The sequence below is a fragment of the Peterkaempfera griseoplana genome (genome assembly GCF_001418575.1).
Taxonomy (GTDB): domain Bacteria; phylum Actinomycetota; class Actinomycetes; order Streptomycetales; family Streptomycetaceae; genus Peterkaempfera; species Peterkaempfera griseoplana.
Genome location: NZ_LIQR01000125.1, coordinates 1 through 13,687, shown reverse-complemented (window position 1 = coordinate 13,687; position 13,687 = coordinate 1). Strand labels below are relative to the sequence as shown.

Genomic DNA, 13,687 nt, shown 5'->3' with positions numbered 1-13,687 from the left:
GCCGTGCGCCCGGACCGCGGCCCGGGAGCACCGGACCACCGCAGGCGCTTCGCCAGGGGCATCGGCCGGGGGCGGTGCAGCCGTCGCACTTCCGGCTGTCCCATGCCACTGGCATACCCGCGGACTGACGCAGCGCCGTGGTCCGTGGACTGAACGTAACGCCCGATGAGCCGTCCAGGGGAGTTTCGCCGGGCAATCGCCACCATTCGCCACCCCTAAGAGTGAACAATTCCCCGCCGACCCGCGCTTGACTGGACCACGGCGGCCCCGCAGGGCCGGCCGTGCAGCCACGAACCGTCCGCCCCCGACGATCCTCCATGCACCCGCGCCACCGCAACGGCGCAGCGGAATCGCACCGGAACCGGCGGTGTGCACAGGGCCGCCGTGCGCCGCACTCCCGCCCCGCACGTCCGCGCACGGGGGCGGCACGGCCCTGCGGCGCGGCAGAACACGACAGAACTTCGCGACGCAGTGTCACAGTGCCGTAACCATCGGCGACGGCTACCCGTTGGGGGAGGCATGGACATCCAGTTCGGCGATCTCAGGTTCGGCTCCCGGCGCCGTGCCCGCGCCACCGCTCTGCAGGCGGCGGTGGAGTACGCCGGCCGATGGGGCTGGGCGGTCGTGGCGGGCAGGCCCGCCGGGCGGATCCGGGCCGGCGCCGGCGCCGCCGGTGAGCGCTGCGGGTGCGGCGCACCGCACTGCGCCGCCGTCGGGCTGCACCCGGAGCCGGGGACGGTCGTCTCCGAGGCCGGCCCCTGGGCGGAGCGGCCCGAGGTCAGGGCCCTGTGGGAGGCGGCGCCGCAGGCGTCGGTGCTGCTCCCGGCCGGCCGCTCCTTCGATGTGCTGGACGTCCCGGTGCAGGCGGGGTGCCGGGCCCTGGTGCGGCTGGAGCGGATGGGCACCCGGCTGGGGCCGGTGCTGGCCTCCCCCGCCGGGCGGGCGCTCTTCTTCGTGGCCCCGGGCGCGGCCCGGGAGCTGCCGGACCTGCTCTACCGCATGGGGTGGGACGATGCCGCGCTGGACCTCGTCTGCCACGGGGCGGGGTCCTATGTGGCCGCCCCGCCCACCGTGCTGGCGGGCCTGGGGCCGATGCACTGGCTGCGGCCGCCCACCACCGAGGGTGCGGGCCGCCCGCCGGAGGCCCGGCTGCTGCTGGGCACCCTGGCGTACGCCTGCCACCGCAGCCGCGAGCCGGTCGGCGCCGACGCCGCCTGGCGCGCCTCCTGACCCCCTCTCCCCCAGTCCCCTCTCCCCTGCGGCGGGCCGGCTTCCCCCTCCCCGGGCCCGCCGCGACACAGGAGGGCCGTCCCCCTGCCGGATCCGGGGACGGCCCTCGTCGTGTGTAGGGGCGGTCTGGCCGCCCTCCCGTGTCAGTCGCCGATCAGGGCGTCCACAAAGGCGCCGGGCTCGAACGGCGCCAGGTCGTCGGCGCCCTCGCCCAGGCCCACCAGCTTCACCGGCACACCGAGGTCGCGCTGCACCGCGATCACGATGCCGCCCTTGGCGGTGCCGTCCAGCTTGGTGAGGACGATGCCGGTGATGTCGACGACCTCGGCGAAGACCCTCGCCTGGACCAGTCCGTTCTGGCCCGTGGTGGCGTCCAGCACCAGCAGCACCTCGTCCACCGGGCCCTGCTTCTCCACCACCCGCTTGACCTTGCCCAGCTCGTCCATCAGGCCGGTCTTGGTGTGGAGCCGGCCGGCGGTGTCCACCAGCACGGTGTCGGCGCCCTCGGCGATGCCCTCCTTGACCGCGTCGAAGGCCACCGAGGCCGGGTCGCCGCCCTCCGGGCCGCGCACGGTCCGGGCGCCCACCCGCTCGCCCCAGGTCTGCAGCTGGTCGGCCGCGGCGGCGCGGAAGGTGTCGGCGGCGCCGAGCACGACCTGCCGGCCGTCGGCGACCAGCACCCGGGCGAGCTTGCCCGTGGTGGTGGTCTTGCCGACGCCGTTGACGCCGACCACCAGGACCACGGAGGGCCGGCCGGTCTCGGCCGCGTTGTGCCGGGCGGAGTGCAGCGAGCGGTCGGCCTCGGTGCCGATCAGGGCCAGCAGCTCCTCCCGGAGCAGCTGCCGGAGCTCCTCCGGGGAGCGGGTGCCCAGCACCTTCACCCGGGTGCGCAGCCGCTCCACCAGCTCCTGGGTGGGGGCCACACCGACGTCGGCGGTGAGCAGGGTGTCCTCGATCTCCTCCCAGGTGTCCTCGTCCAGGTGCTCACGGGAGAGCAGCGAGAGCAGGCCCTTGCCCAGTGAGGTCTGGGAGCGGGACAGCCGGGCGCGCAGCCGCACCAGCCGGCCGGCGGTGGGCTCCGGCACCTCCAGCGGAGGTGCGGTGACGGCCGCCTCCGGGGAGACCGGCGCCTCGGGCGCGGCCACGGCCGCGGGGAGGTCCACCTCCTCGATCGTCCGGGTGGGGGTGTCCCGAGGGATCTCGGCGTCCTCGCCGACCTGGGGCTCTGCGGGCGGCGCCCCGAGGGGGACGCGCGACGACGGGGTCAGGGTCTTGCGCCGTCTGCCGCTGACGACGAAGCCGACGATCGCGCCGATGGCGATCACGGCGATGGCTACGGCAAGGATCACGTATTCCATAACCCACCCAGTATCCGTGCTGTGGGGGCTCCGGCCGTAGTGGTGCGTCCGGGCGGGTCTCCCCCGGCCCGCCGCCCGCGGGCGGCGGGCCGGTCTCAGACCGGGATGGTGACCAGCGCGGCCCCGTTCACGGTGCGGACCTCGAAGTGGTCGAGGTCCGGCCGCAGGATGGCGGCGCCGCCGTGCACGACCAGCGGTCCGGCGGCACCGGTGACGCCGTAGCCGCTGTCGGGGACCAGCCAGGTGAGCACCACCTGCTGTCCGCCCGTACGGGAGACGGCCACCAGGGTGCAGCTCAGCGGCCCCCGGACGCCGCTCAGGCGGAGCCCGACGTCGGTGCCCCACGCGCGGGGGCTGAGGCCGACCGTCGCGGTGACGCCCGAACCGGCGTCGGTGGCGGTGTGCTGCTCCTCGCCGAGCGCCGTGGCGACCGAGGTGGTGCCGGGCCGCGAGGCGACGGTGACGGCGACCACCGGGCCGCCGACCACCAGGACGGCGGCCGCCGCGACGGCGAGCAGTCTGCGCCGGCGGCTGCGGCTGCGGGCCGCCGAGACGTCGTCCAGCAGCCGGTCCAGCAGCGGGGACTGCTCGGCCGGGCCGGGAGGCGGTGCGGCCAGGCCCCTGACGTCGGCGTACTCGGCGAACTCGGCCAGCACCGGCTCCAGGCCGCCCAGCGCCTCCGCGTCGGCGGTGCACTGGGGGCAGTCGCGCAGATGCCGTTCGAAGGCCTCCCGGTCCCTGTCGTCGAGGAGCCCGAGGAGGTACGCACCCACATCGACGTGGTGCTCAGGTGTCGAGGTCATGAGGTCACCCCCCGTTCCTCCAGTGCGAGCCGGAGCGAGCGCAGTGCGTAGTAGAGCCGGGACCTGGCGGTTCCGGACGGTATCCCCAGCAGTCCCGCGGCCTCGTCCACCGTGCGGCTCCTGAAGTAGGTCTCCACCAGGATCTCCCGGTGCGCCGGTGTGAGGTCGTCCAGGGCGTCGGAGATGGTCATCATGCGCAGGGCCCGATCCAGCTCGTCCTCCGCGGGCAGCAGCTCCAGGGGCGCCGGGTCCACCTCCTGCGGCCGTGCGCGGCGGCTGCGGTGGCCGTCGATCACGATACGGCGGGCCACGGTCACCAGCCAGGGGCGCAGCGAGCCCGCGGACTGGTCCAGACGGTCGGCGCTCCGCCAGGCCCGGACCAGGGTCTCCTGGACGACGTCCTCAGCACGGTGGCGGTCCCCGGCGACCAGTCGCAGCACATAGGTGAGCAGGGGTGCGGCGTGCTCGTGGTAGAGGGAGCGCATCAGCTCCTCGTCGGGGGCCTGCGCCCGGCCGCGGGTCCGGTTCCTCGACGGGCCGTCGGTCACGGCGGCGTGGTTGCGCACCGTTGCCTCCTGGTCGGGTCGGGGCCGGATGTCGCCCTCTTCCCTCTTCACGTGCGCGGTGAGCGGAACACTCACCGCAGGATGTGAAGATTCCACGGAGACCACGAGGGCGGCAACGCGGGCGGGAAGGGGGCGACGCTGCCCCGTCCCCGCCCGCGGTCTCAGGCCTCCACCGCGGAGACGTCCCTCACTTCGGCGTACGGGGCCAGCTTGCGAATGGTCTCGATGCCCTTGAGGCACTGGTCCCGGGTGTCGTACGCGTCCCCGACGATCAGGACCTGCCCGTTGCTCGCCTTGAGGCGGAAGCGGTGGGAGCCGGAGTCGTCGGTGTATATCTCGAACTTGCCCGCCATGGAATGCCACCTTTCGTGTCGCCCCCCAGCCGCACCGTAGGACGCGGCGGCGGGCCCGGCACCCCGCGCTCGGTCATTCGGCCCAGCGGGTCAGCGGTGGCCGGTGAACTGGACCACCTGCTGGTAGGTGGGGCGGTTCTGCCAGGAGATCTTGTCGTCGGTGACCCCGCCCAGCGGCCGCTGCACGATGGTGTCGGCGCACCACTGGTCGCCGGCGGAGCAGGTGTCGTCGCCGGGATAGACCTGCGCCGCGCTCTGGGCGGCGGCCTGCCCCAGGCTGTCCAGCAGCGCCTGGCGGCACCGGGTCAGGTCCCCGCCGCCGCAGTACGGCCGGGTCAGGCCGCCCGCGACCGGGTCCCCGAGCACGGTGCGCAGGTCCTTGTCCACATAGGACCACCAGCCGTACTGGAAGGACGAGCCCTTGTGCGGGATGGACTCGTTGGCGCTGACGCTGCCGCCCACCGGCCCGGTCTGGCCCCCGGACGGGGACTCGTTGATCTGCAGCACCCCGGTGAGCGCGCCGAACAGCGCGTCGCCCAGCCCGTCCCGGAACTCGCTCTGCACCAGCAGCGGCCACCAGGCGTCCATGATCCGGATCGCGTCGGCGTCGGCGTAGCGGTGGCTGCCCGCCGAGGTCTCACGGCGCTGGGTGCCGTCGTGCTGCCAGGTCTCCAGGGTGCGGACGACGGACTCCAGCGAGGGATCGGTGACGGCGGCGCTGCGGATCACCCGCAGCAGTTCCGGCAGCACGTCCTCACCGCGGAGGTCGGCCAGCGCGGCGCTCTCCATGGCCTGCACCAGGGCGCTGCGGGTGACCTTGGCACCGCTGTGCACCAGCGCCTTCACCCGGTCGTCCAGCAGGTCGGCACGGTGCACCGAGCCGTTGCCGAAGCCCGCGGAGGCGAAGCCGGCGGCCTGCTTGTTGTTCCAGGAGACGTAGTAGTCCTGGTCGACCGACTGGGGGTGCTGCGCGGGCGGGGTGTAGTCGGCGGTGTTGGAGGCCGGGTCGTAGCCGCGCCACTCGTACTGGGGCTCGGCGAGCACCGGGAGGCCGGGGTCGACGCCGTCGGCGCGGACCGGGTTGTCGCCGGAGTTGTAGTAGGCGGTGTGGGCGGAGTCGGCGTAGAACCAGTTGAAGGTGTAGTTGATGTGCTGCGCCGCCTCCTGGAAGGTCGCCGCGGACTGCACCGCCGAGGGGTCGTTGAGCATCTGGAAGCCGACGATGGAGTCGGCCTCGTGGCGGTAGGTGGAGCGCAGCGAGGTGAAGGCCACCGGCTTGCCGCCGACGGTGCCCCGGGCGGTCACCAGGCCGTAGCGGGTGCGCTTCATCACCAGGGTGTAGGAGCCCGCCGCGGTGGAGTCGGCGGTGGTGGGCTTCCAGGAGTCCTTGCGCTCCAGGCGCTCCATGGGGGTGCACTGGCCGTGCCAGAGGTAGGAGTCGGAGGCGGTGGTGGCGGGTGAGCCGTCGGTGGTGCAGAGCGGCACCGCGTAGGTGTCGGTGATGTCCTGGCCGGCGGAGGTGGCGCTCCAGGCGTAGTCCTGGCCGCGGCCGAGCTGGACGTAGAAGGAGAGTCCGGCGAAGGCGGCGCCGCGGGCGCTGATCCCGGGTCCCTGGAGCTCCTCCAGCATCAGCAGCTGCGGGGCGAAGTAACCGGTCTGCGGGCCGAAGACGGCTACGGGGTGGCCGTCCGCGGTGTACCGGCCGGAGACCACCAGGGCGTTGGACATGCCGTGCCGGGCGGTGAGCAGATTGCCCGGGAGCACACCCTTGGCGGCGGTTGCGGCGGTGGAGGCCCCGGTGCCGGTGGCGTCGTACACCAGCTTCTCCGGGACCACCGAGCCGGCGTCCGGCAGGGCGGCGCCGCGGGGGTCCGCGGGCGGCTGGGCGTACGGGAAGGACTGGCCGTCGTGCAGGGTGGTGACGGCCTCGGGGTCGTCGGCCTCGCGGAAGGACTGCCAGACCCGGTCCCCGTCCGCGGTGCCGTACCGGGCCTCGGCGGCCTGCTTGACCTGCGCGGACTGCACCTCGCCGCCGCCGCCCGCGCCGAACAGCGCGCCCACCACCGAGGCCAGCGCGACCAGGTCGGTGAGCTTGAAGTGGTCGATGGAGCCGGCATTGGTGAGGGGGTCGATGTGTCCGGTGAGGTCGTACTCGCCGGGGAAGGTGCGGGCGTTGTATGCCTTGTCGATGTAGGCGTTGATGCCGTCGAGGTAGGCGTTCGCGTCGGCGAAGGCCTGCTGGGCGCGGGGGCTTGAGGTGGCCAGCTGGTCGATCTGGGCCTGGAGTTCGGCCTCGGTGTAGGGGGCGGCCTGCCAGAAGGACTGCTCCAGCGCCCGGTTGGCCTCGGCGCCGCCGGCGAAGCTGCTGAGCTCGCCGCGGCCCACGTGCCGGAAGAGGTCCATCACCCAGAGCCGGTCCTGGGCGGCGGCGTAGCCGGCGCCGTACTCGGTGCCGTAGCGGGTGGTGCCGGTGATGTGCGGTACACCGGTGGCCTTGTCACGCACGATGGTGACGTCGGAGCGCGGCTGCAGGGTGGAGGCGACCTGGGCGGCCGGGACGCCGAAGGAGGCGTCGTTGAAGAAGGAGCGCAGCCCCGCGTCGGTGAGCCCGGGGTAGTTGCTCGCCAGGGCGGCATAGGGACCGAGCTGGTCGTCGGTGTGGGCGGGGCGGGTGCCGAGGAGACGGTTGGCGAGGATGTCGGCCAGGGTGGCGTTGCCGTTCTCGCCCGCCGGCAGGATGTCGTTGCACCGGTCGGCGCAGTAGTCGGCTGCGGCGGCCGGGGTGGCGGCCGTCGCGGGCGCGGCGGCGAGCGCGCCTGCCGTGAGCAGGCCGGCCGCTGCGATGGCGGCCTGGATTCTGAGCGTCCGGATGCGTCGTTGCATGCCTGCTCCTCCGTTGAGACAACGCTGTTGACGGTATTTCTCGTACGTTGGCGTTGCCCAGGCTGCTCGCAATGCGTTGTAGACGGTCTGACAAAGTTTCTTGTCATGTCACCTCAAGTCCGCCCGGATGGTCGATGCTGACGACGGCACACCCCCTCACAAGGAGGCCTCCGTTGACCGTTCGCCGCCTGTCCGCCGCCGCGCTGATCGCCCTCACCGCCGCCCTGCTGCCCACCCCGCAGGCCACCGCCGCCGGGGCCGGCGACCTCCCCTTCGGCTCGGCCACCACGGTGGGCCTGCACAACACCTACGACCCCGCGGCCTTCGGCTACCTCGCCCAGGGTCTGGACACCGGCACCAGCATGATCGAGCTGGACGTCTGGACCGACACCATCACCAAGGAGTGGAAGGTCAGCCACTCCAACCCGCTGGGCAACAGCAACAACTGCGTCGCCGCGACCACCCCGGCGCAGCTCTACACCGGCGGCGCCAATAAGAACCTGGAGTACTGCCTGGACGACCTGCGGGTCTGGCTCGGCGCCCACCCCGACAGCGGCCCGCTGGTGGTCAAGATGGAACTCAAGGCCGGCTTCGCGGGCAGCAGCGGCATGGGCGCGGACCAGCTGGACGCCCTGATCGCCAAGCACCTCGGCAGCGCCGTCTTCCGCCCCGCCGACCTGCTGGCCAAGCCCGGCGGCGGCAGCTACGCCACCCTGGACGAGGCCGCCAGGGCGGGCAACTGGCCCACCCGCGCCCAGCTCACCGGCAAGGTGCTGCTCGACGTCATCCCCGGCACCGTCGAGGAGGCCAACCCCTTCGACACCCTGCACACCGACGTCGAGGAGGCCGACCACCTGCGCGACCTGTCCGCCGCCGGCAAGCTCTCCCAGGCCCAGGTCTTCCCGGTGGTGCACGGCGCCGCCTCCGGCGACCCCCGCTCCTCCTACTCCGACAGCTCCATCCGGCCCTGGTTCGTGGTCTTCGACGGCGACGCCTCCGCCTTCACCGGGGGCATCGACACCGGCTGGTACGACCGCAACCACTATCTGCTGGTGATGACCGACGCCCAGAACGTCTCCCCCGCCATCAGCGCCACCGACCCCACCGCCGACGAGGCCCGCAACCGCACCACCCAGCTCGCCGCGGCCCACGCCAGCATCGTCTCCAGCGACTGGCGGCACCTGCCCGAGGTGCAGTCCCTGGTGCTGCCGCGCGGCTGACGCTCCATCGGCAGCCGGGGCGCCGCGGCACCCCGGCACGGCACCGCACGGAACGGCGCGCACGGCGGTCCCTGCCGCAGAACCGGCCGCAGGGGCCGCCGCACCCGGCCGTCCGCGCCGCCCTGCCGGGCAGCCGCAACCGTCCCGCCCGGCGAGCCGCGGTCCCGCCGGTCAGCCGGCGGGCTCCTCGGCGGGGGCGCGGGAGGGCTGCCCCGGCACCGCCGCCCGGGCCCGCGGGCGGCGCTCGCGGTGCTCGTCCCGCAGCCGCTGGCTGATCACCTGGGAGATGCCGTCGCCCTTCATGGTCACGCCGTAGAGGGCGTCGGCGGACTCCATGGTGAGCTTCTGATGGGTGATCACAATGAGCTGGGAGGACTCCCGCAGCTCCTCCATGATCCCGATCAGCCGCCGCAGGTTGGTCTCGTCCAGCGCCGCCTCCACCTCGTCCATCACATAGAACGGGCTCGGGCGCGCCTTGAAGATGGACACCAGCAGCGCCACCGCGGTCAGCGACCGCTCACCGCCGGAGAGCAGCGACAGCCGCTTGACCTTCTTGCCCGGCGGACGGGCCTCCACCTCCACGCCGGTGGTGAGCATGTTCTCCGGGTCGGTGAGCAGCAGCCGTCCCTCGCCGCCCGGGAAGAGCCGCGAGAAGACCCCCTCGAACTGCGCCGCCGTGTCGTGGTACGCCGCGGTGAAGAGCTGCTCCACCCGCTCGTCCACATCGCGCACGATGTCCAGCAGGTCGCGGCGGGTCTTCTTGAGGTCGTCCAGCTGCTCGCTGAGGAACTGGTGGCGCTCCTCCAGCGCGGCGAACTCCTCCAGCGCCAGCGGATTGACCTTGCCCAGCTGCTGGAACGCCCGCTCCGCGGCCCTCAGCCGCTTCTCCTGCTCAGCCCTGACATACGGCGACGGCTCCGCGGCCTGCTCCTCGCCCTCCACCGGGGGCGGCGGCGGAACCAGCTGGTCGGGCCCGTACTCCCCGAGCAGCGCGCCGGACTCGATGCCGAACTCCTCCAGCGCCCTGGCCTCCAGCTGCTCCATCCGCAGCCGCTTCTCCGCTCGCAGCACCTCGTCGCGGTGGACCGAGTCGGTGAGTTTGTCCAGCTCCTCCTTGAGCTCCCGGCCGCGGGCCCGCTCCCGGCCCAGCTCGGCGTCGCGCTCGCTGCGCGCCTGCTCGGCCGTACGGCGCTCCCCCGCGGCCTGCTCCAGCGAGACCTCCACCAGGGCCAGCAGCTGCCGGGTGCCGTCCGCCACAGCCGCCGCCACCTGCGCCTCGTACTCGGCGCGGCGACGCCGGGCGGCGGCGCGGGCACGGGCCTCCCGCTCGGCCCGCGCGCCACGGTCCAGTGAGTCGGCGCGGCCGGAGAGGCCGCGTACCCGCTCCTCATGGGTGCGCACCGCGAGGCGGGCGTCCATCTCGGCCTGCCGGGAGCGGGCCGACTCCTCCGCCAGCCGGTCGCGCTCCGCGCTGTCGGGCTCCTCCTCGGCGGGTGCCTCCTCGGCCGCGGCGAGCCGCTCCTCCAGCTCGGCCAGCTCGATCGCGGTCTGCTCCACCGCGGCCTCCGCCTTGGCGGCGGACGCGGCCAGCCGCTCGGCCTCCCCGGCGGCCGCACGTGCCTGCCCGCCCAGCCGGCCGAGCTGCTGCGCCACCGCGGACCGCTCCTTCTCCGCGGCGCGGCGGCGGGTCCCCAGCTCCTCGACCTCGCCGGCCAGTTCCCGGCGCCGCTCGGCGGCCTGCCCGGCCTCCTCGGCCAGCTCCGCGCCGCGGGCGGTGACCGCCTCCAGGGCGGCGGCGGCCTCGTCCACCGCGGCCTGGGTCTCCAGCAGGGTGGGCACCCCGGCGGACCCGCCGTGCGCAAAGCCGCTGCCCAGCAGGTCTCCCTCACCGGTGACCGCGGTCAGCTCGGGGCGCCGGGCGAGCAGCTGCTCGGCGTCCTCCAGGGTGTCCACCACAGCGGTGCCGTGCAGCAGCAGCCGTACCGCGGGCAGCAGCGCGTCGGGCCCGTCGACCAGGTCCGCGGCCCAGCGGGCACCGGCCGGCAGCTCCCCCGCCGGTACGGGGGCGGCGGGCGCCCCGGCGAGCAGCAGCGCCGCCCGTCCACCGTCGCTGCCGCGCAGCAGTCTCAGCGCGGCAGCGGCCGCCGCCACCCCGTCCACGGCCACCGCGTCGGCGGCGGCGCCCAGGGCTGCGGCCACGGCCTGTTCGGCGCCGGGAGCGACGGTGAGCAGCGCCGCGGCCGGGCCCAGCACTCCGGGGAGGCCGGCGTCGGGGGTCAGCAGCGCCCCGCTGCCGTCCTTGCGGCGCAGTCCCAGCGCCAGGGCGTCCCGGCGGGCGGTGAGCGCGGCGCGTTCCTTCTCCGCGGCGGTGGCGGCGTCACGGGCCCGGCTCTGGGTCTCCTCCGCCTCGGCGAGCCGGCGGCGTGCCTCGGCCCAGTCGGCCTCCAGCCGCTCGTCGCCTGCGTCCAGGCCGTCGACCTGCTCCTTGAGCAGCTCGTACTCGGCCTGTGCGGCCTCGGCACGGACCATCGCCTCGTCGCGGGCCTCGGCCAGTCGCCCGATCTCCGCCTCGGCGCCGGCGGCCCGGGAGCGTGCGGCGGCGACACGGCCCTGCAGCCGGGCCAGTCCCTCGCGCCGGTCGGCGAGGGCCCGGGCGGCGTCCTTGAGCCGCCGTTCCTCCTCGGCGAGCGCCCGTTCCAGCGCGGCCCGCCGCTCCACGGCCTCCGCCAGCGCGTACTGGGCCTCGGCCAGCGCCTCGGCGAGGGCCGCCTCCTCCTCGCGGATCCGGGCGGCCTCCCGCTCCATGTCCTCGGGGTCGCGCCCGCGGCGCTCCTCGCCCTGCTGGCCGGCGGCGTGCTTGACCCTGGCGTCGGCCAGCCCCACGGTGCCGCGTACCCGCTCGGCGAGCGAGGAGAGCTGGTACCAGGTCTCCTGGGCCTGCTGCACCTGCGGCCCCAGCTGCTGCACCTGGGCCTCCAGCACCGCCTCCCGCTGCAGGGCCTTGGACAGCTCCTGCTCGACGGTGGAGCGGCGCAGCCGCAGGGCCATCTCGTCGGCGATCTCCGCCTCGACGGCGTGCCGCAGGGTGACCAGGTCGTCGGCGAGCAGCCGCAGCCGGGCGTCCCGGAGGTCGGCCTGGATCACGGCGGCACGGCGGGCGATCTGGGCCTGCCGGCCGAGCGGCTTCAGCTGGCGGCGCAGCTCAGCGACCAGGTCCTGCACCCGGTTGAGGTTGGTCTGCATCGCGTCCAGCTTCCGCAGCGCCTTCTCCTTGCGCTTGCGGTGCTTGAGGACTCCGGCGGCCTCCTCGATGAAGGCGCGGCGGCCGGTGGGGTCGGCGTGCAGTACCGAGTCCAGCTGGCCCTGGCCGACGATGACGTGCATCTCACGGCCGATGCCGGAGTCGGAGAGCAGTTCCTGGATGTCCAGCAGCCGGCAGGTGTCACCGTTGAGCGCGTACTCGGAGCCGCCGTTGCGGAACATCGTCCGCGTGATGGTGACCTCGGAGTAGTCGATGGGCAGGGCGCCGTCGGTGTTGTCGATGGTGAGGGAGACCTCGGCCCGGCCGAGCGGCGGACGGCCGGCGGTGCCGGCGAAGATCACGTCCTCCATCTTGCCGCCGCGCAGCGACTTGGCGCCCTGTTCGCCCATCACCCAGGACAGGGCGTCGACGACATTGGACTTGCCGGAGCCGTTGGGGCCGACCACACAGGTGATACCGGGCTCGAAGCGCAGGGTGGTGGCGGAGGCGAAGGACTTGAAGCCGCGCAGGGTCAGGCTCTTCAGGTGCACGCGCCGTTCTCCTCGCTCTCGTCCCAGTGAGGACTGTAACGGGGGGCGGAGTGCACGTGTCGGCAGGCGCCGCGCGGTTTCACCGTCCCCAGCGAGGGGCACGCTGTTGACAACGACAACTTTTGAGGTCGCAAGTGCTGTGGAGGGGGAATGACGAAGGGACGCCGTTGCGGGCGTCCCTTGCAGATTCCCGGCGGCACCGCCGCCTGATCGGGGTCGATCAGGTGAGGGCGGGCTCCCGCTGAGGTACGTCGATGCTGCTGAGCAGCCTCTGCTCGTCCGCGACAGCGGCCAGTGCGTCGTTCTCGGCCTGCATCCGGGTCAGCTCGGATTCCAGGTCCTGGACGCGCTGCTGAAGCCGTCGCATCTCGGCGAGCAGTCGCGGGTCGGGACCGCCGACGTAACCGAGAAGCGCCTTTGCCATGATGAGTGGTCCTCCACGCTGAGTGACCGACCTTTGTAAGGTGTTGGTCGAGGGGGAAGGTGCGCACCGCCACGCGCTCTTGCAGGTCTGCAGGACAGCTCTGCCGGGGGAAACACGTACGGGTGAGCGGGTTTCCAGCGTCTCACCAAACGCTGTACGGGTCAACACGATCACAGCGCGCAACGCCCACCGCTCCCCTGCCCGGCGGAGAACACACGCCGGAGGGTCGGTTGCGACGGCCAGTGGCCGGGCGATCACCGCTCGCTGCGGAGTCAACCACGTAAGCCCCTGACCTGGCAACCACGTTCCACCGGCAGTTGCCCCGGGCACGAGGTCTCAACGCACCGCGAAGCCCTCGTACCCGGCCCGCGGAGCAGCCCAGATCTCGGTCACACCGTCGACCCGGCCCGGCGTGTCGGCCTCCCGCAGCAGCTCCAGCAGGCGCTCGCACCGCTCCCGTGCGCCCTCCGCCACCACCTGGACCCGCCCGTCCCCCAGGTTGCCGGCATAGCCGACCAGCCCGATCTCCAGTGCGCGCGACCGCGTCCACCAGCGGAAACCGACCTCCTGGACCCGGCCGCGGACCCAGGCGGTGAGCCGGACGTGTTCATGCATGGGTCGAACCCTAGAACGCCGCGCGCTCCGCTTTCCCTCCGGCCCCACCCGTCATACCTGTACAGTCCTGCCATCACCCGAACGGGTGAGCACGGTTGTTGTCACCGGTCGGGGGGATCGGGAGGGTTCCAGCCAGCCATGTCCCGACATGCGCGTACGTCCAAGCCGCAGCCGCCGTCTGCCGCCGGTTCCCGGGGGGGCCACCGGCGGCACGCCGCGTCCCCCGCCGCCCCGGTGGCCGCCCGTCCCGCCGGTCCCGTGTCGCACCGCCGCCAGGGCCGCGGGCGCGGGGGTGCCGGCAGCGGCCCCGCCCGGGCCGTACTGGCGGTCTGCTGCACCGCGCTGGCGGCGGGCGCCGGGGGTGTGATCAGCGGACTGGTCCCGATGCCAGCCTCGCTGGCCGGATCGGTGGTGATCGCGGGCGGCCCCGCCCCCACCCGGAC

Annotated in this window: 11 protein-coding genes; 3 read left to right on the top strand and 8 right to left on the bottom strand. The window is 73.8% G+C overall.

Annotated elements, in window-relative coordinates; genetic code table 11:
- Positions 1-519 precede the first annotated feature (519 nt).
- Positions 520-1,230, top strand: coding sequence for a bifunctional DNA primase/polymerase (locus tag AOK09_RS10760; protein WP_055586923.1), 711 nt, complete (start codon positions 520-522; stop codon positions 1,228-1,230).
- Between the two features lie 143 nt (positions 1,231-1,373).
- Here AOK09_RS10760 and ftsY read toward each other — a convergent pair whose 3' ends face one another.
- The 5 genes from ftsY to AOK09_RS10735 form a co-directional block, all read right to left on the bottom strand.
- Positions 1,374-2,588 (bottom strand): signal recognition particle-docking protein FtsY, encoded by a 1,215-nt coding sequence (ftsY, locus tag AOK09_RS10755; RefSeq protein WP_055586922.1) that lies wholly within the window; start codon positions 2,586-2,588, stop codon positions 1,374-1,376.
- Between the two features lie 95 nt (positions 2,589-2,683).
- A complete protein-coding gene (locus AOK09_RS10750) occupies positions 2,684-3,391 on the bottom strand; it encodes a zf-HC2 domain-containing protein (protein ID WP_055586921.1) in 708 nt (235 codons plus the stop codon).
- Positions 3,388-3,957 (bottom strand): sigma-70 family RNA polymerase sigma factor, encoded by a 570-nt coding sequence (locus AOK09_RS10745; RefSeq protein ID WP_079062930.1) that lies wholly within the window; start codon positions 3,955-3,957, stop codon positions 3,388-3,390. The genes AOK09_RS10750 and AOK09_RS10745 overlap by 4 nt, the downstream gene beginning before the upstream one ends.
- Before the next feature lie 161 nt (positions 3,958-4,118).
- Positions 4,119-4,310 (bottom strand): YegP family protein, encoded by a 192-nt coding sequence (locus AOK09_RS10740; protein WP_055586920.1) that lies wholly within the window; start codon positions 4,308-4,310, stop codon positions 4,119-4,121.
- Between the two features lie 90 nt (positions 4,311-4,400).
- Entirely contained in the window at positions 4,401-7,193 is a 2,793-nt protein-coding gene (locus AOK09_RS10735; protein ID WP_055586919.1) for a penicillin acylase family protein, read from the bottom strand.
- A gap of 173 nt (positions 7,194-7,366) precedes the next feature.
- On the opposite strand from AOK09_RS10735, the gene AOK09_RS10730 reads away from it, so the two are divergent.
- Complete coding sequence (locus AOK09_RS10730) at positions 7,367-8,413, top strand: phosphatidylinositol-specific phospholipase C domain-containing protein (RefSeq protein ID WP_055586918.1); 1,047 nt, start codon at positions 7,367-7,369, stop codon at positions 8,411-8,413.
- Between the two features lie 171 nt (positions 8,414-8,584).
- Here the strand turns inward: AOK09_RS10730 and smc are convergent, their stop codons facing one another.
- From smc to AOK09_RS10715, 3 genes are all read right to left on the bottom strand, one after another.
- The gene (gene smc, locus AOK09_RS10725; protein ID WP_079062929.1) at positions 8,585-12,205 is read right to left on the bottom strand and encodes a chromosome segregation protein SMC; all 3,621 of its coding nucleotides are present in this window, start codon (positions 12,203-12,205) and stop codon (positions 8,585-8,587) included.
- Between the two features lie 220 nt (positions 12,206-12,425).
- Entirely contained in the window at positions 12,426-12,629 is a 204-nt protein-coding gene (locus AOK09_RS10720; protein WP_055586917.1) for a hypothetical protein, read from the bottom strand.
- A 336-nt stretch (positions 12,630-12,965) separates the two neighbouring features.
- Complete coding sequence (locus tag AOK09_RS10715) at positions 12,966-13,244, bottom strand: acylphosphatase (RefSeq protein WP_055586916.1); 279 nt, start codon at positions 13,242-13,244, stop codon at positions 12,966-12,968.
- A gap of 258 nt (positions 13,245-13,502) precedes the next feature.
- Between AOK09_RS10715 and AOK09_RS41280 the strand changes: the two genes are divergently transcribed.
- Positions 13,503-13,687, top strand: a 185-nt coding sequence (locus AOK09_RS41280) for a hypothetical protein (RefSeq protein ID WP_055586915.1), incomplete at its 3' end; no start/stop codon positions are given.